This window comes from Streptomyces sp. NPDC034086 (genome assembly GCF_055575515.1).
The window spans coordinates 445,271-466,890 of sequence record NZ_JBVISM010000002.1 but is presented as its reverse complement, the minus strand read 5'-3'; the positions used below and the strand labels follow the sequence as shown (position 1 = coordinate 466,890).

Annotated in this window: 20 protein-coding genes; 9 read left to right on the top strand and 11 right to left on the bottom strand. The window is 74.3% G+C overall.

Features of this window, described 5'->3' with window-relative positions:
• Positions 1–114 precede the first annotated feature (114 nt).
• Positions 115–678, bottom strand: coding sequence for a M48 metallopeptidase family protein (locus tag ACZ514_RS07550; protein ID WP_469124326.1), 564 nt, complete (start codon positions 676–678; stop codon positions 115–117).
• A gap of 215 nt (positions 679–893) precedes the next feature.
• Between ACZ514_RS07550 and ACZ514_RS07545 the strand changes: the two genes are divergently transcribed.
• A complete protein-coding gene (locus tag ACZ514_RS07545) occupies positions 894–2,045 on the top strand; it encodes a ThiF family adenylyltransferase (protein ID WP_468696242.1) in 1,152 nt (383 codons plus the stop codon).
• A 136-nt stretch (positions 2,046–2,181) separates the two neighbouring features.
• Positions 2,182–3,510, top strand: a complete 1,329-nt coding sequence (locus ACZ514_RS07540) for an ABC1 kinase family protein (RefSeq protein ID WP_468173535.1) — start codon at positions 2,182–2,184, stop codon at positions 3,508–3,510.
• 28 nt (positions 3,511–3,538) lie between these two features.
• Here the strand turns inward: ACZ514_RS07540 and ACZ514_RS07535 are convergent, their stop codons facing one another.
• The 5 genes from ACZ514_RS07535 to ACZ514_RS07515 form a co-directional block, all read right to left on the bottom strand.
• Positions 3,539–3,751: a hypothetical protein gene (locus tag ACZ514_RS07535; protein WP_468173537.1), complete on the bottom strand. Its 213-nt coding sequence runs from the start codon at positions 3,749–3,751 to the stop codon at positions 3,539–3,541.
• A 172-nt stretch (positions 3,752–3,923) separates the two neighbouring features.
• Positions 3,924–4,256 carry a hypothetical protein gene (locus tag ACZ514_RS07530; protein WP_388933910.1) on the bottom strand — a complete coding sequence of 111 codons (333 nt, stop codon included), beginning with the start codon at positions 4,254–4,256 and terminating at the stop codon, positions 3,924–3,926.
• Positions 4,253–4,624 carry a WhiB family transcriptional regulator gene (locus ACZ514_RS07525; RefSeq protein WP_356874535.1) on the bottom strand — a complete coding sequence of 124 codons (372 nt, stop codon included), beginning with the start codon at positions 4,622–4,624 and terminating at the stop codon, positions 4,253–4,255. Before ACZ514_RS07525 ends, ACZ514_RS07530 begins: the two co-directional genes overlap by 4 nt.
• A gap of 172 nt (positions 4,625–4,796) precedes the next feature.
• The gene (locus tag ACZ514_RS07520; protein WP_468173587.1) at positions 4,797–5,102 is read right to left on the bottom strand and encodes a hypothetical protein; all 306 of its coding nucleotides are present in this window, start codon (positions 5,100–5,102) and stop codon (positions 4,797–4,799) included.
• A gap of 177 nt (positions 5,103–5,279) precedes the next feature.
• Positions 5,280–7,457 carry an ATP-dependent DNA helicase UvrD2 gene (locus tag ACZ514_RS07515; RefSeq protein WP_468173539.1) on the bottom strand — a complete coding sequence of 726 codons (2,178 nt, stop codon included), beginning with the start codon at positions 7,455–7,457 and terminating at the stop codon, positions 5,280–5,282.
• 244 nt (positions 7,458–7,701) lie between these two features.
• Here ACZ514_RS07515 and ACZ514_RS07510 point away from each other — a divergent pair, with 244 nt between their 5' ends.
• The 7 genes from ACZ514_RS07510 to ACZ514_RS07480 all read left to right on the top strand — a co-directional run bounded on the left by ACZ514_RS07510 (position 7,702) and on the right by ACZ514_RS07480 (position 10,894).
• Positions 7,702–7,962: a mycoredoxin gene (locus ACZ514_RS07510; RefSeq protein ID WP_388933917.1), complete on the top strand. Its 261-nt coding sequence runs from the start codon at positions 7,702–7,704 to the stop codon at positions 7,960–7,962.
• Between the two features lie 186 nt (positions 7,963–8,148).
• A complete protein-coding gene (locus tag ACZ514_RS07505; RefSeq protein WP_385469854.1) occupies positions 8,149–8,355 on the top strand; it encodes a hypothetical protein in 207 nt (68 codons plus the stop codon).
• Complete coding sequence (locus ACZ514_RS07500; protein ID WP_469124325.1) at positions 8,339–8,836, top strand: DUF6879 family protein; 498 nt, start codon at positions 8,339–8,341, stop codon at positions 8,834–8,836. Before ACZ514_RS07505 ends, ACZ514_RS07500 begins: the two co-directional genes overlap by 17 nt.
• Positions 8,833–9,663 (top strand): helix-turn-helix domain-containing protein, encoded by an 831-nt coding sequence (locus ACZ514_RS07495; RefSeq protein WP_469124324.1) that lies wholly within the window; start codon positions 8,833–8,835, stop codon positions 9,661–9,663. The genes ACZ514_RS07500 and ACZ514_RS07495 overlap by 4 nt, the downstream gene beginning before the upstream one ends.
• A gap of 182 nt (positions 9,664–9,845) precedes the next feature.
• On the top strand, positions 9,846–10,064 hold the full coding sequence (locus tag ACZ514_RS07490; RefSeq protein ID WP_469124323.1) for a hypothetical protein: 219 nt from the start codon (positions 9,846–9,848) through the stop codon (positions 10,062–10,064).
• 49 nt (positions 10,065–10,113) lie between these two features.
• Positions 10,114–10,338: a DUF397 domain-containing protein gene (locus ACZ514_RS07485; RefSeq protein ID WP_469124322.1), complete on the top strand. Its 225-nt coding sequence runs from the start codon at positions 10,114–10,116 to the stop codon at positions 10,336–10,338.
• 82 nt (positions 10,339–10,420) lie between these two features.
• Positions 10,421–10,894: a hypothetical protein gene (locus tag ACZ514_RS07480; RefSeq protein WP_469124480.1), complete on the top strand. Its 474-nt coding sequence runs from the start codon at positions 10,421–10,423 to the stop codon at positions 10,892–10,894.
• 54 nt (positions 10,895–10,948) lie between these two features.
• Here the strand turns inward: ACZ514_RS07480 and nudC are convergent, their stop codons facing one another.
• The 5 genes from nudC to ACZ514_RS07455 form a co-directional block, all read right to left on the bottom strand.
• Positions 10,949–11,896 (bottom strand): NAD(+) diphosphatase, encoded by a 948-nt coding sequence (nudC, locus tag ACZ514_RS07475; protein WP_467893982.1) that lies wholly within the window; start codon positions 11,894–11,896, stop codon positions 10,949–10,951.
• A 41-nt stretch (positions 11,897–11,937) separates the two neighbouring features.
• Positions 11,938–13,359, bottom strand: coding sequence for a dipeptidase (locus ACZ514_RS07470; protein ID WP_469124321.1), 1,422 nt, complete (start codon positions 13,357–13,359; stop codon positions 11,938–11,940).
• A gap of 10 nt (positions 13,360–13,369) precedes the next feature.
• Positions 13,370–16,942 carry a UvrD-helicase domain-containing protein gene (locus ACZ514_RS07465; protein ID WP_469124320.1) on the bottom strand — a complete coding sequence of 1,191 codons (3,573 nt, stop codon included), beginning with the start codon at positions 16,940–16,942 and terminating at the stop codon, positions 13,370–13,372.
• Between the two features lie 43 nt (positions 16,943–16,985).
• A complete protein-coding gene (locus ACZ514_RS07460; protein ID WP_469124479.1) occupies positions 16,986–20,906 on the bottom strand; it encodes a UvrD-helicase domain-containing protein in 3,921 nt (1,306 codons plus the stop codon).
• A gap of 285 nt (positions 20,907–21,191) precedes the next feature.
• Positions 21,192–21,539: an MGMT family protein gene (locus ACZ514_RS07455; protein ID WP_468696255.1), complete on the bottom strand. Its 348-nt coding sequence runs from the start codon at positions 21,537–21,539 to the stop codon at positions 21,192–21,194.
• Between the last annotated feature and the right edge of the window lie 81 nt (positions 21,540–21,620).

Here is a 21,620-nt window from a genome sequence, read left to right as displayed (position 1 = left end):
CGTGCGCCGGCCGCTCGATGCGTGCCGCTCAGGCTAGCGGCTCCTGCCGACATCCGGCCAAGCCGGAACCGACCCGGTACCGACCCGGTACACACGGCCTCCCGCGACGGCGGGTCATTCCTCGCGGGCGGCCGGAACGCGGGGCATGCGCTCCGCCGCGGCCACTCCCTCGAGGAATCCGCGGGCGCGCTCGGTCCTCGGATACGCCTCCAGCAGCTCCCAGAAGCGGGGGCCGTGCCCGGGCACCAGGAGGTGCGCCAGCTCGTGCAGCAGCACGTAGTCGACGACGTACTCCGGCATCCCCTGGATCCGGTGGGACAGCCGGATGCTGCCCTCGGCGGGGGTGCAGGAGCCCCAGCGGGTGTTCTGGTTGGTGACCCAGCGGACCGAGCGGGGCCGCGCCCGGCCGCTGAAGTACTGCTCGGACAGACGCTCGGCGCGCGCGATCAGTTCCGCGTCGCCGAGGGTGCGCCTGCTCTCCTGGGCGGCGAGCTTGTCGAGCATGACGCCCACCCAGCGCCGTTCCTCCGCCTCGGACATCCGGGCGGGGATCAGGACGACCGTCCGCTCGCCCTCCCGGTAGGCGGACACGGTCCTGCGGCGGCGCGCGCTCCGGCGGACTTCGACGGCGCTCTGTGGCGGGTCGGCTGGCACGCCCCGACCGTACCCGGTCGCCATGGCGGAAGTCCCGCCCGTCCGCGCTTCGAGCACGATCGGTTCGCCGCGGGGAGGTGCACACACCCTTTCTTCATCTCATATGCCTCATACCCCTTGCCTGTGGACAAACTTCCGCGTCCGGTCCGGCACTCGGGCATCGTGGCGAAGACGCGGAGGACTCGGGAGAGCCGGCCGCGTCCGTGGGGATCGGGAAAACGGAGAACGGGGAGGCCGCGATGTATCCGAAGGTGAAGCCGGCGCTGGCGCGGGCGTGGCGGGATCTGCAGACGGTGCAGTTCGGGGTGACGCCCGCCCACGCGGTGGTGCTCGGACCGCTGGACACGGCCACCGGGTCCCTCATCGACCGGATCGACGGGACGCGGAGCATGGAGTTGCTGCGCGCCGAGGGCGCCGGGATGGGGCTGCCGGAGGGGCAGGTGGACGGGCTGGTCCGGCACCTCGCCGGGGCCGGGCTGCTCGACGACCTCACCGCCGGCGGGCCCCGGGCCCAGGCCGTACGGCGCAGGCCGGAGGTGCTGGAGCGGCTGGGGCCCGATCTGGGCTCGCTCTCGCTGGTGCACCGGGAGCCGGGCGGTGACCTGCTGGGGGTCGCGGCGCGCCGGGCGTTACGGGTGCAGGTGCGCGGGAGCGGCCGGGTGGGAGCGGTGATCGCCTCCGTACTGGCGGGGGCCGGGGTGGGCCGGGTCGAGGTGCTCGACGGGGGCCGGGTGGAAGCGGCCGACGTGGCCCCGGGCGGCCTGGATCCGGGGAGCGTGGGCAGGCCGCGGGCCGAGGCCGCGGGGGCGCTGGTGCGGGAGTCGGCCCCGGGGCGGGTTCCGCGTGCCGGCGACCCCGGGGGCCCGGGGCCGGAGCTGGCCCTGGTGGTGGTCGCGCCCCGGGACGGGCTCCAGGCCTGGGCCCCCGATCCGGCGACGGCCGCCGACTGGGTGGCGACGGGCACCCCGCACCTGTACGCGGGGGTGCTGGAGGGGACGGGGCTGGTCGGGCCGCTGGTGCTGCCCGGGTCCACGGCCTGCGCGGGGTGCATGGAGCGCGACCGCGTCGACCGGGATCCGGCCTGGCCCCGGATGCTGGTCCAGTGGCGCTCGGCACACCGCCGCCGGGGGACGGCGGCCTGCGACCTGGGGCTGTCGACGGCGGTGGCCGGCCTGGCCGCGGCACACGCCCTGGCCTTCCTCGACGGGCAGCTGCCCGCCTCGACGGCCGCCCGCTGGGAGACCGCCCTGCCCGCCCTGCACTGGGCCCGGTCCGCGCTGCGCCCGCATCCGGACTGCCCCTGCGCGGCGGCGGAGCCGGTGGCGGCGCAGACCCCGGGCGGGGCGGCGGCGGAGCGTGCGGGGGCGGACTCCCGGGCGGTGCGGTCGTGAGCCGCCGGACTCCCGCCGGACCCGGGGCAGGTGCCCCGGTCCGGGCTCCAGGGGGGTCATGGCAGGATGCGACGGGGGCCGCGCCGCGCCTCGAACCGCCGCTTGCGGCAGAGCGGTCTGGGAACTGGAGGGACTCATGTCTGATCTTCCCCGGAAGGCGGTCACGCGCACCGTCAAGCTGGCCGCGCTACCGCTCGGCATCGCCGGCCGGGCAACGTGGGGGCTGGGCAAGCGGATCGGCGGCAAGTCCGCCGAGATCGTGGCGCGCGAACTCCAGCAGCGCACCGCCGAGCAGCTGTTCCGCACGCTCGGGGAGCTGAAGGGGGGCGCGATGAAGGTCGGGCAGGCCCTTTCGGTCTTCGAGTCGGCGCTTCCCGAGGAGGTCGCCGGGCCCTACCGGGCCGCGCTGACGAAGCTCCAGGAGGCGGCTCCTCCGCTGCCCGCGGAGCGGGTGCACGAGGTGCTGGCGGAGCGGCTCGGCGCCGACTGGCGGGAGCTCTTCGAGGAGTTCGAGGACAAGCCTTCGGCGGCCGCCTCGATCGGGCAGGTGCACCGGGCGGTGTGGCACGACGGACGGCGGGTGGCGGTCAAGGTCCAGTACCCGGGGGCCGGTGAGGCGCTGCTGTCGGACCTCAAGCAGCTGGGCCGGTTCGCCGGTCTGCTGGGTCCGCTGGTGCCGGGCATGGACATCAAGCCGCTGATCACGGAGCTGCGCGACCGGGTCGCGGAGGAACTGGACTACGAGCTGGAGGCCGAGGCCCAGCGCACCCACGCCGACGCCTTCGACGACGACGGCGACGTGGTCGTCCCGGACGTCGTGCACCAGGGCGACCAGGTGCTGGTGACCGAGTGGATGGAGGGCACCCCGCTGTCCGAGGTGATAGCCGACGGGACGCGGGAGGAGCGTGACCGCGCCGGGCAGTTGCTGGCCCGGTTCCTCTTCTCGGGGCCCGCGCGCACCGGGCTGCTGCACGCCGATCCGCACCCGGGGAACTTCCGGCTGATCACGGGGGCGGACGGCCGGATGCGGCTGGGGGTGCTGGACTTCGGAACGGTGGACCGGCTGCCGGGCGGCTGGCCCAAGCCGATCGGCCGGTCGCTGCGGATGACGCTGGACGGGGACGCCGAGGGGGTCTACGGGCACCTGCGCGCGGAGGGGTTCGTCAAGGAGAGCGTCGAACTGGATCCGGACGCGGTGCTGGACTACCTCAAGCCCATCATCGAGCCCGCCGAGGCCGAGGAGTTCACCTTCACCCGGCCGTGGCTGCGCGGGCAGGCGGCGCGGATCGCCGATCCGCGCTCCCCCGCCCACCAGTTGGGCCGGCAGATCAACCTGCCGCCGTCCTACCTGCTGATCCACCGGGTGTCACTGAGCACCATTGGCGTCCTTTGCCAGCTCGGGGCGACGGTGCGGCTGCGCGACGAACTGGAGTCCTGGCTGCCGGGGTTCCTGCCGGAGGACTGACCGGCGCAGGCCGGCGCCGGGGCGGGAGTCACCACCAGGAGGAGTCGAGCCGGCCCTCGATCGCCCTGAGGTTGGCGCGCGCGCAGTCGACGCAGAAGTACTGTCTGGTCCCGTTCTCCACCGAGCACGTCCAGGTGGGCGGCGGCGGGGCGCCTTCCGGGGAGCGGGCACCGCAGCGCGCGCAGACGACGGGCTGGGCCGCGGGCCCGGGCGGGGTGGGGCGGGGGGTCTGCTGGTCCACCACCAGACGATATCCCCGACGGGTCGTGCGGGACCCCGCAACGCACCCGGGGGGACCGGTCCGTTCGGACCGGTCCCCCCGGGTGCTGCCGCCGCCGGCCCCGTTCAGCCGGGTCCGGCGGCGTTCGCGTCGCCTTCGAGCCGCTTCCGAGCCCCGTGGGCTCGTCGCGTGCTCAGTGCATGACGGCCATGGCCAGCGCGCGCCGGGCGCGCATGGAGACGCGCTCGGCCTTTCGCTGCATGCGCCGTGCGGCGACCAGGCGCAGGGCGTGACGCTCGGCGTCCACCTCGCGCATGCGGTCGTCCATATGGGCACGGGCCAGGGCTTCTGGGATGAGTTGCATTTCGCGGGTCCTGTTCTGGCGCGAGGTGATCGCGCCGGCGGTGATGAAGTCTGCGGTGGCGGAGCCGTGCGGCTGCTCGCTCGTGGTGGCGTAGGGGGACATGGGGGCCTGCTTCAGGGGGTCGTGCGTGAGGGGGCGGTCGATGGTTCCGGTGGCGGTCATGCCGCTGCGACCGGGTTCTTGCGCGGACGGCCGCGGGGCCGCTTGCGGGCCACGACCACGCCCTGGACGAAGAGCTCGCCGCCCCAGACGCCCCAGGGCTCGCGGCGCTCCTTGGCGCCGGCGAGGCAGGCCTCGACCAGCGGGCAGGTGCCGCAGAGGGACTTGGCGTACTCGACGTCGGCCGGGGACTCGGCGAAGAAGACCTCGGGGTCGAAGGTGCGGCAGGGGACGGGCACGCCGAGGTTCTCGATCGCGTCGTCGAGCGCGGTGAGCGCGGTGAGGGGGGTCAAGGTGGAGTCCTCCGGGACTGCGGGCGGGGAGATCGTTTGGGTCTGCGGTACGGACGGGGCGTGCGCTTCGAGTTGCACGGTGTTTTCTTCCTCGTCTTGTTCGGCTAGTCGTTCCGGCCGGTCGGCCGGATGGCGGCTGGTCCAGTCCCGAGGCCCCTTCGCTCCGTCGTCCCCGTTCGGGGACAAACAGAAGGGCCGCGGATCCCGGGTGGGGTTCCGCGGCCCTGAAGGCGCCGGCCTGATCATGCGATCAGGCTGGATCACTCCAGGGTTCGAGCCCACGGAAGGCCCACATCAGGTGGTGCTGCTGCTTCGTCTGCGTCGTGTATCCGGCACCGGCCGCGGCCGCGAAGCCATAGGCGCCGTGCGCCTGCGGGGCTTCCGCTACTGCCACCAGTGCCTTGGTCGGTCGCTCATTGCGCTCGCTGACCGGAAGGGTCGCCAGCAGGGCGGGGCTGTCAGCGCAAATCGCGGACAGACCGGTGCCCCGGAGGGAGACGGAACCGAGCAGGCAGGAAGCGTCGACCGAGCGATCGGTCATTTTGGTGAAGGTCATGAAGCTGGTCACTGGTCTCGCCTCCTCTCGGCGTCTCGGGGACCGGGCCCGGGGGCCTGTCCCATCTATTCGGATAAGTACAGCACGGATCCAGGGCTTCGGAGAAGCCACCGTTTCCGTTGCTAAGAACCTATGGGGCTGTGACGGGCATGTGCAAACTATTTTTCCGACGAGTTTCTACGCGTCGTCAGGATCGCCGCCCTCGGGCTCCTGACCAGTGCAGATGGCCAGGACATCGGTGCCGTAGCGCTCGAGCTTGCGGCCGCCCACCCCGGAGATCATCGCGAGCTCCCCGGGCTCGGAGGGTGCCGCCTCCGCGATCGCCATGAGGGTTTTGTCCGTGAACACGCAGTACGCGGGCAATCCCTGGAGCTTCGCCTGGCCGGCGCGCCACTCGCGCAGCCGCTCGTAGAGGCCCTCGTCCATGTCCGACGGGCAGTCCGCGCAGCGCATCAGCTTGATGTCCCCGGCCTCGGTCAGCGTCCTGCCGCAGACCCGGCACAGCACCGGCCCCCGGCGGCCGCGCTTGCGCGGTGCGCCGTCGGCCGCGGCACCCGGCCGGCTCGCGGGAGCCGCGGAGCCCGGCCGCAGCCCGTTCAGGAAACGGCTGGGGCGGCGGGAGGCCCGGCCGCCGGGAGCCCGGGAGAGGGCCCAGGAGAGGGTCAGGTGGAGCCGGGCCCGGGTGACGCCGACGTACAGCAGCCGGCGCTCCTCCTCGACCTGCTCGTCGGTCTTGGCGTATGTGATCGGCATCATGCCGTCGGTGAGGCCGGCCAGGAACACGGCGTCCCATTCCAGGCCCTTCGCGGCGTGCAGCGAGGCGAGGGTGACGCCCTGGACGGTCGGCGCGTGCTGCGCGGCCTTGCGCTCGTCCAGCTCGACGGTGAGCTCGGCCAGCCCGGCACCGGGGCGGCCGCGGGCGAAGTCCTCGGCGAGGCGGACCAGCGCGGCCACCGATTCCCACTGGTCGCGCACCGCGCCGGAGCCGGCGGGCGGCTCGGCGGTCCAGCCGGTGGAGCTGAGCACGGCCCGGACCTGGGCACCCAGCTCGACGACGTCGTCCAGCAGCGGGTCGTTGCCCGCGGAGCGGGCGGCCCCGCGCAGCGCGAGGACCGCCTTCTGCACCTCGGCCCGCTCGAAGAAGCGCTCCGCGCCGCGCAGCTGGTACGGGACGCCGGCGTCGGCGAGGGCCTGCTCGTACACCTCGGACTGGGCGTTGATGCGGTAGAGGACGGCGATCTCGCCGGCCGGGACCCCGGCCGCGATCAGGTCGCGGATGCGGCGGGCCACGCCCTCGGCCTCGGCGGGCTCGTCGGGGTACTCGGCGTAGACCGGGTCGGGGCCGGGTTCGCGCTGGGAGACGAGCTCCAGCCGGTGCTCGGCGGCGCGGCCGCGGGCCTGGTTCAGCAGACCGTTGGCGAGGTGGACCACCTGGGGGGTGGAGCGGTAGTCGCGGACCAGCTTGACCACGGTGGCCTGCGGGTAGCGGGTGCGGAAGTTCAGCAGGTGGTCGGGGGTCGCGCCGGTGAAGGAGTAGATCGTCTGGCTGGCGTCGCCGACGACGCAGAGGCTGTCGCGGTCACCGAGCCACAGTTCCAGCAGGCGCTGCTGGAGCGGGCTGACGTCCTGGTACTCGTCCACCACGAAGTGCTGGTACTGGGTGCGGATCTGTTCGGCGATGTCGTGGCGGTCCTGGAGGATGCCGACGGTGAGGAGCAGCACGTCCTCGAAGTCGATCATGCCGCGGTCCCGCTTGAGCTGCTCGTACGTGCCGTAGATCTGGGCGATCTCCGCCATGTCCCGGGGGGCCTCGCGGCCCGCCTTGAGGGCGGCGGCCGGGTAGTCGGCGGGCACGGTCTGGGTGACCTTGGCCCACTCGATCTCGCCGGTGACGTCGCGCAGCTCGTTGCGGTCGAGGCGGACCCGGCAGCGCGCTCCGGCCTCGGCCACGAACTGGATCTTGCGCTCCAGGAGCCGGGGCACCTCCCCGCCGATCGCCCGGGGCCAGAAGTACTGGAGCTGGCGGAGGGCGGCGGAGTGGAAGGTGCGGGCCTGGACCCCGCCCGCGCCGAGGGCGCGCAGGCGGCCGCGCATCTCTCCGGCGGCGCGGTTGGTGAAGGTGACGGCCAGCACGCTGGCCGGCATGAGCTGGCCCGAGCGGACCCCGTAGGCGATGCGGTGGGTGATCGCACGGGTCTTTCCGGTGCCGGCGCCGGCCAGCACGCACACCGGTCCGCGCAGGGTCGTGGCGACCTCGCGCTGCTCAGGGTCGAGGCCCTGGAGCACGGCGTCGGCGTCGACGTCGGGCGCGCCGCCACCGGCCGGTACCGATGAGGAGTGCGTTGCTGCTGTCACCCCGCCATGCTGCCAGGTCCGGTGGGCCGGACGGGAAACCCGTCCACAGGGCCGCGGGATCCGTCATACCGGTGGCGACCGCCGGACCGGCGGGTATGCCGGGAGCGGACCGGCCGCAGTCGGATCGGTCACACCGGTCACCGGCGCGGGAATGGCACGGCGGGGCGGGACGTTCGACTCCTCGGATCATCCGGCTCGGATCGACCGGCATCGCGATCCACCGAGACCTCACAGAGGAGCGAGCATGCAGGACACGGGCACCGTCACGATGTACAGCACCACCTGGTGCGGCTACTGCCGTCGGCTGAAGACCCAGCTGGACCGGGAAGGCATCGCGTACAACGAGATCAACATCGAGCTCGACCCGGAGTCCGCGGCGTTCGTGGAGAAGGCCAACAACGGCAACCAGACGGTTCCAACCGTGCTCGTGAAGTCCTCCGCCGGCAACGAGTCCGTCATGACGAACCCGAGCCTGGCCCAGGTCAAGCAGGCCCTCGCCGTCTGATCCCCCTCCTCGCCCGCGAACGGCCCCCGCCCCGGCGGGGGCCTTCTGCTGTCCCGTCCCAGGACGCTCGGGCAGGTTTATGCGAAGACGCGCATAGTCGCGTTCGCGCATGGACGGCCTCGCCCGTCGCTCCGTACGGTCATGGTCATCAGGTCCAGCGGGGGCCTGGCACCGAGGGGGCTCCACATGGCACGTGAGGAACTGACCCGGCTCACAGGCAACGGAAACGGCGAGTGCGGACAGGGTGACTGCCCGAACGTCTACCAGACCGCGTCCGGCTCGTTCATCGTCCAGGGCGACGTATCCGAAGCCTTCACCCCGCCCACCGGCGAGGGACTCGTAGAGATTCCCGAAGCAGTGCTGCGGGAGGCGTTCCGTGCTCTTGGATGGTGACGACTGGGCGTCGAAGTTCAAGACGTTCCAGACGGAGGCCTGGCGGCTTGAGACCCTGCCGCAGTACCGCGTACCGCAGGAAGCGGAGGAGTTCGCGGCCTTCAAGGCGGGGGCCCGGTTCCCCGGTCCGTACGAGGACTCGTGGACGGAGATGGTGCGTACCCGGAACGTCGGGCGGGTGCACGTCCTCACGCGGCCGCTGAGTGACTACCTGCGGTTCGAGTTCGAGCGGTACTACCAGCACCAGGCCCCGGCCGGAGAAGACATCCGCATCCTCGACGTGACCGACCGACCGAACCCTCTGCCGGACGTCGAAGACTTCTGGATGTTCGACCGCTCCACGATCGTCCTCATGCACTACGAGGCGGACGGCAAGCAGATCAGCCGGGAACTGTACGAGGGCGACCCAGCCCCGTTCGTCGAGTACCAGCGCATCGCCGTAGCCGCGTCCGTGCCGTTCCTGGAGTACGTCGGTACGTGAGTGTCGATCCCGAGGAGCTTGGCCAGTCAGGCGAGGAACTGGCGGCCCTGCTGAAAGCGGTACGCAAGCGGTCCGGGCTCTCAGGGGCTCGGGCCGCTGCCCGCTGCAACATGTCCCAGTCGAAGGTCAGCCGGATCGAGAACGGCAAGGTGCGCCCCTCCCTCGTGGACGTAGAGCAACTCCTGAGGGCCTGCGATGCCGCCCCCGCTCTGGTCACGCAGGTCATGACCCTGGCTCGTCTGGCGAACACGGAGTGGCAGGGCGCCCGGGGCATGCGGCGCAAGGGCCTGGACAAGAAGCAGCTGGAGTTGGCCGGCCTGGAAGCATCGTCGGCGGAGTTCCGGTTCTTCCTGCTGTCGATGATCACGGGCTTGCTCTCGACACCGGAGTACGTCCGGGCGAGCCTCGCCCACATCCCCGGTGACCACTCGAAGACCATCGCCAGGAAGCTGGAACGGCAGCAGGTCCTGTACGACCGCTCGAAGCGCTTCACGTTCATACTCACTGAGCAGGCAGTCCGCTGGCCCCTCGTCGGCCCGGACGCGCTCGCGGTGCAGATCGACCACCTGGCCTCGCTCACGCACCTGCCGAACGTACGGCTCGGGATCATCCCGCTGACCGTCTCCACGGGGCCCGCACCGCTGAACACCTTCACGGTCTACGACGACCGCATCGCCACGGTCGAGCTGTCCACGGGCGTCATGGTCTTCCGGGACCCTCGGGACGTGGCAAGCCACCGCGAGGAGTTTTCTCACCTTGAGGACCGGGCCGTCTTCGGAGAGGACGCACGGGCCTTCCTGGCAGCGTGCGCGACCGCCCTCCGATGATCTTTAGTCCATGACGCGCATGATCGCGCCACGCCCCTGCGAAGCGGTGAAGGATTGCCCCGCAGCGACGGCGAACGCGAGGGGTGCGACATGGCAAAGGCGGAGCAGGCGGGTGCACCCGCCGTCGTCCACCGGCACAACAAGTGCCCCAGCGCTCAGAGCGCGGCGGTCTGACTGTGGACATGCAGACCTGGCGAGACGGCCGCACCAAGGCCTCCGACGCCGCCGAGTCCCTGCGCGCCCCTCTGGCCGCCCTCGGCATCCCGGAAGCCGCATGGAGCGGCATACGCCCCACGGTCACCCACAACGGGCTCGCCCACGTGCACCTGGGGATACTCCCCGCCGACGTGGCGGCGCGGATGGCCGAGGCCATGAGGGTCACGGAGACTTCCGCCCACTGAGGGCGGGAGACGGCCCCACGGGGCCGTCAGATGATCAGGAAGGGCAACGATGACCGACCTGTACGCGCTCGACATCGACACGGCCGCCTTCTCCAAGGCGTGCGGCGGCAGCACCCACCCGGACGGCGAGGCGTGCGTGACACTCGCCAAGATCGGCCCGGACGCGTGGGCCATGGGTGACAGCAAGCGGCCCGACGCGGAACCGCTCCGGTTCACCACGGCGGAACTGGACGCGGCGGGCATCGACCCCGCACGCTTCACCCTCTCCGCCTGAACCCTGCGCACCACCCGAACCGACGGCCCCGCCCGTGTCGCCGACGGGTGGGGCCGTCGACATCTCCCGGAACGGAGCACCGGTGCACCACCACGGCTACGCATGGCTCGGAGAGAAGAAGGACTTCGACAAGGAAGGCGTCCGCCGTCCCCCGGGGGAACCTCCGACCGCCGGGAGCCCGCAGGAGGTCATCGACCGGTACCGGCAATCGGCGTCGGAGTTCCCCACGAGCGGTACGCCGCCGATCCAGACGGCGCACTGGCTTCTGAAGCCCCCCTCCACGGTCCGGGGCACGTGGGAGGAGCCGAAGGAGGCCGGCGCATGGCTGGGCCTGCAACTCGCCCAGTTCGCACCCCGGTTCGCCATCGCGGCGGAGCGCGAAGTGACCCGGCTCGTGGTCCTGGTGAAGAACGCCGTAGAGCGGCTGACGTGGGGCGGCGACGTGTCACTGGGCCACTACCTGAGCGGCACCGTGTTCCACTCCGTCGCCGTGGTGACCTGCTCCCCGAACCGCGCGGAACCAAGGGCGCCCTGCCCGCTCTCCAGAACGGGTTGAGACCCCTCCTCGCCCGCAGAACGGCCCCCGCCCCGGCGGGGGCCTTCCGGGTTCTCAGACGGTGGCCGGGCCCTTGGGGAGCGGCTGGCCGTACCAGAGCTCGACCAGGCGGGCCGCGATGGAGATGCCCGACGGGGGCAGGACCTCGCCGGCCTCTATCGCGGCGCGGTAGTCCTCGCGGGAGAACCAGCGGGCCTCCTGGATCTCCTCGCCGTCGACCGTGATCTCCGAGCTGACGGCGCGGGCGTTGAAGCCCAGCATCAGGCTGTACGGGAACGGCCAGGGCTGGCTGGCGACGTACTCGACCGCGCCGATGCGCACCCCCGCCTCCTCCCACACCTCGCGGATCACCGACTGCTCGATCGACTCGCCCGGCTCCACGAAGCCGGCCAGCGTGGAGAAGCGGCCCTCCGGCCAGTGCACCTGGCGGCCCAGCAGCGCGCGGTCGTGCTCGTCGGTGACCAGCATGATCACGGCCGGGTCGGTGCGCGGGTAGTGCTCGGCACCGCAGCCGGGGCAGCGGCGGATGTGGCCGGCCGCGGCGACGACGGTGCGCTCGCCGCAGCGGGAGCAGAAGCGGTGCATGCGCTGCCAGTTCTCCAGCGCCACCGCGTGCACCATCAGGCCGGCGTCGCGCGGGTTCAGCAGCAGCCCGGCCTCGCGGAGCCCGGCCGGGCGGGCCGACTGGTCCATGCGGCCCGGCAGGGAGTCCTTCTGCAGCGCGAAGTACCGTACGCCGTCCTCGTCGGTGCCCAGGAAGTACCGGTGCGTCTCGGTGACCGGGGCCTCGAAGGCGGGGGTCATCACGATGCCCGTCCCGCCGTCGGGGGTGTCGTCGATCAGCACCTGGCCGCCGGATACGACGAAGACGCGGGTCGTCGGGTGGCTCCAGGCCGCGGCGAGCCACGCCTCGTCGAGGCGGTGGTGCGCGGCGCGGTCGATCCCGCTGGGCGCGGTGAGCGAGAGAGGGCGCTCGGTATGGGTGCTCACTGGTACTTCCAACTCCCCCGGTGGTGGGACAAGGCAGGCGTACGGAACGGTTGTCAGGTGGTGGCGGCGGGGGCGGTTCCCGGCGACCAGTTCGCGGCGAGGTCGCCCCACAGGTAGGCGGTGGTCTCCACGCCCTTGAGGAGCAGGTCGAGCTCGACCTTCTCGTTCGGCGCGTGCCAGCCGTCGGAGGGTACGGAGATCCCCAGGAACAGCACCGGGGCGCCCAGCACGTCCTGGAGGTCGGCCGCCGGCCCGGAGCCGCCCTCTCGGGTGAAGCGGACCTGCTGCCCGAAGGCGCGGCCCATGGCGCGGACCACGGACCGCAGCGCGGGGTGGTCCAGCGGGGTGAGGCAGGGGCGGGTGGGCGCGCCGAAGGTGATGCTGTGCCGGATCCCGTCGGGCACCCGGGCCGCGACCCAGTCCCGGACGGCCGCCTCGACCTCGTACGGGTCCTGCCCGGAGACCAGGCGGAACGAGAGCTTCAGGTGGGCGGAGGCGGGCACGATGGTCTTGCCGCCGGGGCCCTGGTAGCCGCCGCCGATGCCGTTGACCTCGGCGGTCGGGCGGGCCCAGACCCGCTCCAGGGTGGAGTAGCCCGCCTCGCCCGCGGTGGCGTGGGACTTGGCCGTACGCAGCCACTCGGCCTCGTCGAAGGGCAGCTCGGAGATCAGCCGGCGCTCGGCCCCGGTCAGCTCGGCGATGCCGTCGTAGAAGCCGGGGATCGTGACCCGCCCGTCCTCGTCGTGCAGCGCCGCGACGACGCGGGCGGCGACGGTGGCCGGGTTGGGCACGGCCCCGCCGAAGGCGCCCGAGTGGATGTCCTGGTCGGGGCCGTGGAAGTCGATCTCGCAGTCGGCGACGCCGCGCATGCCGGTGCAGACGGTGGGGGTGGTCTCGGACCACATGCCGGTGTCGGACACGATCACGACGTCGGCGGCGAGCGCGGCGGCGCGGTCCTCGACGAGGGCGCGGAAGTGCGGCGAACCGGACTCCTCCTCGCCCTCGACGAGCAGCTTGAGGTGCACGGCGGGGGCCCCGGCGCCGGTCGCCGCGAGGTGGGCGCGCAGGCCGAGCGTGTGGAAGAACACCTGGCCCTTGTCGTCGGCCGCGCCCCGCCCGTACATCCGGCCCTCCTTGACGACCGGCTCGAAGGGCTCGGTGTGCCAGCCGTCGGAGAGGGCGGCGGGCTGGACGTCGTGGTGCCCGTACACGAGGACGGTGGGGGCGGCGGGGTCGGCCGCCGGCCAGTGGGCGAACACGGCGGGGGCGCCGGCGGTCTCCCAGACCTCGGTGACGGGGAAGCCGGTCTCCTTGAGCTTCGCGGCGAGCCAGTCGGCGCTGCGGCGTACGTCGTCCGCGTGCTCGGGCTGGGCCGAGACGGAGGGGATGCGGAGCCACTCGGCGAGGTCGTCGAGGAAGGCGGCGCGGTGGGTCTCGATGTACGTGCGGACGACGCTGTCCGGGGTTTCGCTCATGGCCACGAGCCTAACCGTCCGCCTGGTGGGCACCGTCCGTGCCCGATTCGCCTTGGAGGATCCGCTCAAGGCGCTCCCGGCCAGGGAGACCGCGGGGCCGGACCACCCGGCCGCTGCGGACGTGCAGGAAGGCGGCCGAGACCTGCTCGAGGGGGGTGCCGGTGGCTTCGGCCCAGGCCAGGCGGTACACGGCGAGCTGGAGGGGGTCGGCCTGGGTGGTGCGGCCGGTCTTCCAGTCGACCACCTCGTACGAGCCGTCGGGGTTGCGGTAGACGGCGTCGATCCGGCCGCGGATCACCCGGCCGGCGAGGGTGAGCTGGACCGGGGCCTCCATCCGGTACGGGGTGCGCTCGGCGTACTCGCTGCGTTCGAAGGCGGCCTTGAGGGCGGCGAGGTCGGCCTCGTCGGCGACCTCCTGGCCGGAGCCGGGGAGGTCGGTCGCCGGGTCGAGGAGGTCGTCGAGGAACGGCAGGGGCAGTTCGTCGAAGCGGGACTCGACCCAGGCGTGGAAACGGGTGCCCTGGCGGGCCGCGGGCTGCGGCGGCTTGGGCATGGGGCGGGCGAGATCGCGTACGAAGCCCTGCTCGTCGGCGGCGAGGCGCAGGAGCTGGCTCGCGGACAGGGCGGAGGGCAGCTCGACGTCCCGTACGGCTGCGCGGGCGCGGCGGAGTTCGCCCTCGAGGGCGTCGAGGTCACGGTCCCAGGAGGCCACCGTCCGGGCCTCCTCGGGGGTCAGCCCGCCGCCGGGGGCGGGGCGCGGGCCGCCCCCGGCGTGCGGGTACGGGAGCGCCGGGCCCGCCTGCCGGGGGACGACGGCCTCGCCGGCCCGGGGGCCGGGGCCGGCGGCAGCGGCGGCGGGGCGGGCGGCTTCGCCGGCCCAGAGGTCCTCCGGCGGGGCGGCGGCCCCCGGCGGAGCCCACGGGCCGGCCGGTAGCGCTTCGCCGGCCCACGGGTCGTCCTCCGCGGGGGCGTCGGGCGCGCCGGCCGGGGGTTCGTCGTCGTAGGACGGGTCCTCGCAGTCCGGGGGCCAGAGGTAGGGGTCCTCCTCGGCCGGGTCCTGGGGGCGGGGGGCGGCGAGGTGGGCCTCGACCAGGGCGGCCGCCTCGCGGCGCAGGACCAGGGAGGCCGGGTCCAGGGGCAGCGGCCAGGTGTGGTCGGCGTCGGCGTCGGCCGCCAGGGCCGGGTTCTCGGCGTCGGGGGCCGGTTCGTCCGCCCAGGCTTCGATCTCGCCGTAGCCGGCGGCGCAGTGGTCGTGGAGGGCCTGGAGGAAGGCGGAAGGGCCCCGGCGGCGCTTCTGGGTGGGGCCCCACCAGTGGCCCGAGGCCAGCAGGAGGGAGCGGGGACGGGTGAAGGTCACGTAGCCGAGGCGGAGTTCTTCCGTCTCCTTGTGGGCCTTCAGGGAGGCCTTGAAGGACTTCAGGCCCGCCGCGGTCCACTCCGGGTCGCCGGGCAGGGTCGGGGCGTCGCCGCGCAGGGCGTACGGGAGGACCTTCGGGTACGAGGTCCAGGCCTCGGGGGCCTTCTCCTTCGGGAAGGAGCCCGCGCAGAGGCCGGGGACGACCACCACGTCCCACTCCAGGCCCTTGGACTTGTGGGCCGTCAGCACCTTGACCGTGTTCTCCCCGCCGGGCAGCGCGTGGTCGAGGCCCTTCTCGTACTGGGCGGCCGTGCGCAGGAAGCCCAGGAACGCCAGCAGGGTCGCCTCGCCGTCCAGCGCGGCGAAGCCGGCCGCGACGTCGAGGAAGCCGGAGAGCGTCTCGCGCCGGCGGGCGGCCAGGGCGTGCGGGGAGGCGGACAGTTCCACGTCGAGGCCCGTCGTGGCCAGGACCCGGTGCAGGACGTCCATCAGGGGGTCGGCGAGGGCGCGGCGCAGGTCCCGCAGCTCCTGGGCGAGGTGGGCGAAGCGGACCCGGGCGGCGGCGGAGAAGGGCAGCTCCTCGGCGGCCCCGCCGTCGAGGAAGGTCTCCAGCGCGTCGGCCAGGGAGACGACCTCCGCCGGGTCGACCCCCTCGACCGCCGCGGCGAGCCGTCCGTCGGGACCCCGGTCGGCGCCGGGCCGGGCGACCAGCTGACGGGCCAGGCGTCCGAGCAGGGCCAGGTCGCGGGCGCCGATGCGCCAGCGGGGGCCGATGAGCAGGCGTACGAGGGCGGCGTTGGCTCCGGGGTCCTGGAGCACCTCGCAGACGGAGACGAGGTCGGCCACTTCCGGGAGGTGCAGCAGGCCGGACAGGCCCACGACCTCCACCGGGACGTCCCGGGCGACCAGGACCGCCTGGATGCGGGCGAAGTCGGCGGCGGAGCGGCACAGCACCGCGATCTCGCCCGGCTCGGTGCCCGTGCGCACCAGGTGCGCGACGGAGTCGCCGAGCCACTCGAGCTCCTCGGCGTGGGTGTTCAGCAGGGCGCAGCGGACGACGCCGTCACGCTCGGCTCCGGGGCCGGGGCGCAGCGCCTCGACGCCCTCGTGGAGGGCGCGCAGCGGGGCGGCGAGGCCGTTGGCCAGGGCGAGGAGGCGGCCGCCGCTGCGGCGGTTCTCGCTGAGGGAGAGCCGGGCCGCGGGGCTGCCGTCGGCGTGCGGGAAGTGCTCGGGGAAGTCGTCGAGGTTGGCGACGGACGCGCCGCGCCAGCCGTAGATGGCCTGGCAGGGGTCGCCGACGGCGGTCACGGCGTGCCCGGTGCCCCCGCCGAAGAGGCCGGACAGCAGCAGCCGCTGGGCGACGGAGGTGTCCTGGTACTCGTCGAGGAGGACCACCCGGGACTCCTCCCGCAGCAGGGCTCCGACCTCCGGGCGGGTGGTGGCGAGCCGCGCGGACAGGGCGATCTGGTCGCCGAAGTCGAAGAGGTCGCGGGAGCGTTTGGCGGCGCGGTAGCGGGAGACCAGTTCGAGCAGCTCCAGGCGGCCGCGTACCGCTTCGGGGACTTTGCGCAGGTCGTCGTTGGTGAGCTTGGCGCCGGCGAGCCCGTCGAGCAGGGCGGTGTCGTACGCGCGCAGCGCGGCCGGCTCGACGAGGTGTTCGGAGAGTTCCGCGTCGAGCGCGAGGAGGTCGCTGACCAGGTCGGGCACGGACTTGGTGAGGGACGGGTAGGGGCCGGGGGCCTCGCGGAGCACCTTCGCGGCGAGCTGGAAGCGGGTGGCGTCGGCGAGGAGGCGGGCGCTGGGCTCGAGGCCGATGCGCAGCCCGTGGTCCTTGAGGAGCCGGCCGGCGAAGGCGTGGTAGGTGGAGATGCGGGGCTCGCCGCCGGCCGTCCCGGCCTCGACGTCGGCCGGGGAGGGGTCGGGGTCGGTGATGCCGGCCCGGGCGAGGGCCTTGCGCACCCGCTCGGCCAGTTCGCCGGCGGCCTTGTTGGTGAAGGTCAGGCCGAGGACCTGTTCGGGGGCGACGGTGCCGGTGCCCACCAGCCAGACGACGCGGGCGGCCATGACGGTGGTCTTGCCGGAGCCGGCGCCCGCGACGATCACCTGGGGGGCGGCGGGGGCGGTGACGCAGGCCAGCTGTTCGGGCGTGAAGGGGATCCCGAGGAGCTCCTTGAGCTGCTCGGGATCGTCGAGGACGGGGGTGCGCCCGGACACGTACGCGGTCACCTCAAAAGGCTAGCCGCAGCCGCCGACACTCCCCGCCGCCGTCTCATTCCACGGTCTGGCGGCCCTCGGGCAGGGCGCTGCACGCGCTGCGGAAGGCGCAGCGGGTGCAGTGTTCACCGGTGGCGGGGGCGAACCGCTCGTCCAGGACCCGTCCGGCGGCGGTGGCCAGCAGGTCGCCGACCCACGCGCCGGAGCTGCCGCCGGACAGCGGCTCCTGCGCCTGGATCTTCGGGACGGCGTCGCCGCCGTCGCGTTTCGCGGCGCCCTGGCGCAGCTGGACGAGTTCGGCGCCGCCCGGTTCGGGGCGGCGGCCGTCGAAGACCTCGTCGACGGCTCCCTGGCGGACGGCCAGCTGGTAGACGGCGAGCTGCGGGTGGCGGGCGACCTCCTCCCGGGTCGGGGCGCCCTTGCCGGTCTTGAAGTCGACGACGTACGCGCGGCCCTGCGGGTCGGCCTCGACGCGGTCCATGGAGCCGCGGATCCGTACGGCGTACTCGCCCGCCTCGAGGGTGACGTCGAAGTCGTGCTCGGTGGCGACGGCGGTGCGGCCGCCGCGGTCGGTGGTGTGCCAGCGCAGGAAGCGTTCGAGGGCGGCGCGGGCGTTGTCCTTCTCCTGGCGGGACTTCCAGGGGGCGTCGAAGGCGAGGGCGTCCCAGACGGAGTCGAGGCGTTCCATGAGGACGGCGAGGTCGGCGGGGGTGCGGCCGGAGGCGACCTCGTCGGCGAGGACGTGGACGACGTTGCCGAAGCCCTGGGCGGCGGTGGAGGGGGCGTCGGCCTTGACCTCGCGGCCCAGGAACCACTGGAGGGAACAGGTGGTGGCGAGCTGCTCCAGGGCGCTGCCGGAGAGGGCGACGGGCCGGTCCCGGTCGCGGAGCGGGGCGGGCGCGCGGGTCGGCTCGTACAGGCCCCACCAGCGCTGCGGGTGCGCGGCGGGGACCAGCGGGCGGTCGTCGTCGTCGGTGAGCGCGGCGAGGCGGGCCAGGCGGCGGGCGGCGGCGTCGCGCAGGGCGGGCGAGGCGTCGGGGTCGACGGTGGTGGCGCGCAGCTCGGCGACGAGGGCGGGAACGGCGAGGGGGCGGCGGGGGCGGCCGGTGACGTCCTTGGGGGTGACGCCGAGTTCGGTGAGGAAGCGGGAGGGCTGGTCGCCGTCCTCGGCGGGGGCCTTGACGGCGGTGACGACGAGCCGGTGGCGGGCGCGGGTGGCGGCGACGTAGAAGAGCCGCCGTTCCTCGGCGAGGAGGGCGCCGGGGGTGAGGGGTTCGGCGAGGCCGTCGCGGCCGATCCGGTCGGCCTCCAGGAGGGAGCCGCGGCGGCGCAGGTCGGGCCAGAGCCCTTCCTGCACCCCGGCGACGACGACGAGTCCCCACTCCAGGCCCTTGGAGCGGTGCGCGGTCATGAGGCGTACGGCGTCGGTGCGTACGGCGCGTCCGGTGAGGGTGTCGGCGGCGATGTCCTCGGCCTCCAGCTGCTCGAGGAAGTTGAGCGCCCCGCGGCCGCCGGTGCGTTCCTCCGCGCGGGCGGCGTTGTCGAAGAGGGCGCAGACCGCGTCGAGGTCGCGGTCGGCGTTGCGGCCGGCGGTGCCGCCGCGGCGGGCCCGGCGTTCGAGGCGCTGCGGCCAGGGGGTGCCGTCCCAGAGGGCCCACAGGGCCTCCTCGGCGGTGCCGCCGCCCTGGAGCAGCTCGCGGGTCTTGCGCAGCAGCAGGCCGAGGCGCTGCGCTCCGCGGGCGTAGGCGGGGTCGTGGGCGGTGAGCCGCTCCGGTTCGGCGAGGGCACGGGCCAGCAGGACGTCGGAGGGCGCGGGTACGACGACCCCGGCGGCCCGCTCCTCGTCGCGCAGCGCCCGCCCGAGCCGGCGCAGGTCGGCGGCGTCCATCCCGCCGAGCGGCGAGGTGAGCAGCGCGAGGGCGTCCTCGACCCCGACCCACGTCTCGCCCGCGGCGGCGGTACCGGGGGGAAGGCCCCGCCCACCCGCCCCGAAGCCCGGGGCGGACTCCCGCTCCCCGGCATCCGGGCCGGCGGGGGCGGCCGGGACTGCCGGGGCCGTGGGGTCCGCGGGGTCGGCAGGGACCACGGGGGACGCCGGGACAGCAGGAATCGCCGGGGCTGCCGGGGCTGCCGGGTCGCCAGAGGCCACCGGGGTCGCCGGGGTCGCCGGGTCGGCAGGGGTCACCAGGTCGGTCGGGCCCATCGGGCCCGCTGCGTGGGCAGGAGCCGCCGGGGCGGCCTCGGCGGAGCCGGACCCCGACGGGTCCGGTGCGAGGGCCGGCGCGGCGCCTGCCGGCCCACCAGCCTCCAGGGTGCGGGGCTGCGGAAGGGTCACCGACACGGTGGCGCTGCCCGGCTGGGCAGCGCCCGACACGGCGGCGGCCGGCTCCGCGCCGGGCGGGGCGGCGTCCGGCAGTCCGGCGCCGCCCGGCACGTCGGAGGTGCCCGGCACGGCGACGGCGTCCGCGTCACCGGCCGCCGCGTCGGCGGGGCCCGGCAACGCGGCGCCGCTCGCCACCGCGTCCGGGGCCGCGTCCGGAGACGGGTTCGCACCCGGGCCCGCCGGGGCCTCCCGCCCGTCGAGCGGCAGCGGCGCGGAGGGGGGATCACCCGCGGCCTCCCCGCCCTCGGGCGGCAGCGGCGCCGGCGCGGACGCCGCGGCCTCGCCCCCGCCGTCCTCGAGCGCCAGCGTCCCGGCGGCCGCGGTGGCGGTGAGGCGGAGGGCCGTCAGGAGGGGGGCGACGGCGGGTTCGTGGCGCAGGGGGGTGGACGCCGCGTCGGTCTCGGCGGGGACTCCCGCCGCGATCAGGGCGCGGCGCATCGCCGGGAGGGTGCGGCCGCCCGCGCGGACCAGGACGGCCATGTCCCGCCAGGGCACGCCGTCCTCCAGGTGGGCCCGGCGCAGGATGTCGGCGATGTTGTCGAGCTCGGCGCCCGCCGTCGGGTAGGTGTACACCTCGACCCGGCCGCCCTCCCGCGCGGGCGCGAGGTCGCGGTGGGCCCGGACCGCGGCGGCGGGCAGGCGCGGCAGCGGCATCCGGGTGGTGAGGAGGCGGGTGGCGGCGAGCAGGGCCGAGCCCGAGCGGCGGCCGACCGTCAGCGCCCGGACCCGCGCGCCGGGGAAGGCCGAGTCGAAGTCGAGGACGTTGTTGATGTCGGCGCCCCGGAAGGCGTAGATCGACTGGTCGGGGTCGCCGAAGGCCACCAGCGTCCCGGCGGGGCCGTTCAGCGCGCGCAGCAGCCGCAGCTGGGAGGCGTCGGTGTCCTGGTACTCGTCCACGTAGATCACGTCGTACGCGGAGGCCAGCGACGGGGTGCCCTCGGCCAGGAGGACGGCGCGGTGGAGGAGTTCCGCGTAGTCCAGGGAGCCCTGGAGGTCGAGGACGTCGAGGTACTCGGAGAGGAAGGCGGCGGCCGCCTTCCAGTCGGGGCGCCCGATGCGCTCGGCGAAGGCGGCGAGGGCCTCCGGGCCCAGGCCCAGCTCGCGGGCGCGGGCCAGGACGGCGCGGACCTCGTCCGCGAACCCGCGGGTGGTCAGCGCGGCCCGCAGGTCGTCCGGCCAGCGGATGGTCCGCAGCCGCCGCTGGCCCTCCAGCAGGGTGCGGACCATCACGTCCTGTTCCGGGCCGGACAGCAGCCGCAGCGGGTCCGCGAACAGCTCGTGGTCCTGGTGGGCGCGGACCAGGCCGTAGCAGAAGGAGTGGAAGGTGGTGGCCTGCGGGGCGCGGGCGCCGCCGAGCCGCAGGGCGGCGCGGTCGCGCAGCTCCACGGCAGCCTTCCGGCTGAAGGTGAGGATCAGGATGCGGGCGGGGTCGGTGCCGGCCTCGACCCGGGCGGCGGCCGCCTCGACGAGGGTGGTGGTCTTGCCGGTGCCCGGTCCGGCGAGCACGAGGAGCGGCCCGCCGGTGTGATCAACCACCGCGCGCTGCGCTGCGTCCAGCACAGGGACGGCCACCTGCCGCGGCCCGGTCCGCACCAGGCGGTACGCGTCAGGTGTCCGCGTACGCCGCTCCGAGCGGCCGGGAGAAGAGGTGATCACGTGGGGTGCCGGTCCTGGTGGGTCTGCGGTTGCTGCGGTCTGGCCGGCGGCCGCGGTGGCCGGGAGACCCCCGGCCGCGTACGCCGAAGAGGCAACGCTACGCCAACCGCGGCGGCCCCCGCAGTCCGTCCCGCCGGGGGCGGGCGTCGCCCCGGAGGTCTTCGGCCTCGTCCTCCGTACGGGCCTTCGACCCTCCGTCCGCGTCTCGTATGCCGGAAGCTGTCAGATGTGAGACTCGTCGCCCCCGCGTCCTTCCCCGCGGCCGTCCCAGCGCGCCCTGCGCATCGCCAGCCGCGGCTCGCCGGAGGCGGTCTCGCGCAGCGGGGTGCCCTCGGACCGGTAGTGCGCGAGGGCCCGCCGCTCGCTGCCGGGCAGGGGCACGCCGTCCGCCCGCACCACGCGCCACCAGGGCACGGCTCCTCCGTACAGGGCCATGACACGCCCGACTTGGCGCGGTCCTCCCTCGCCGAGCCACTCGGCGACGTCCCCGTACGTCATCACCCGGCCGGGCGGAATCCGCTCGGCGACCTCCAGTACCCGCTCCGCGTAGGCGGGCAGCTCTTCGCTCATTCGGCACATGGTGCCGGATGTTCCGGGCGGCCCGGTGGAAGCCTTCCTTCCGTACCGGCGCGCACCCTGCTGCCCCGCTCG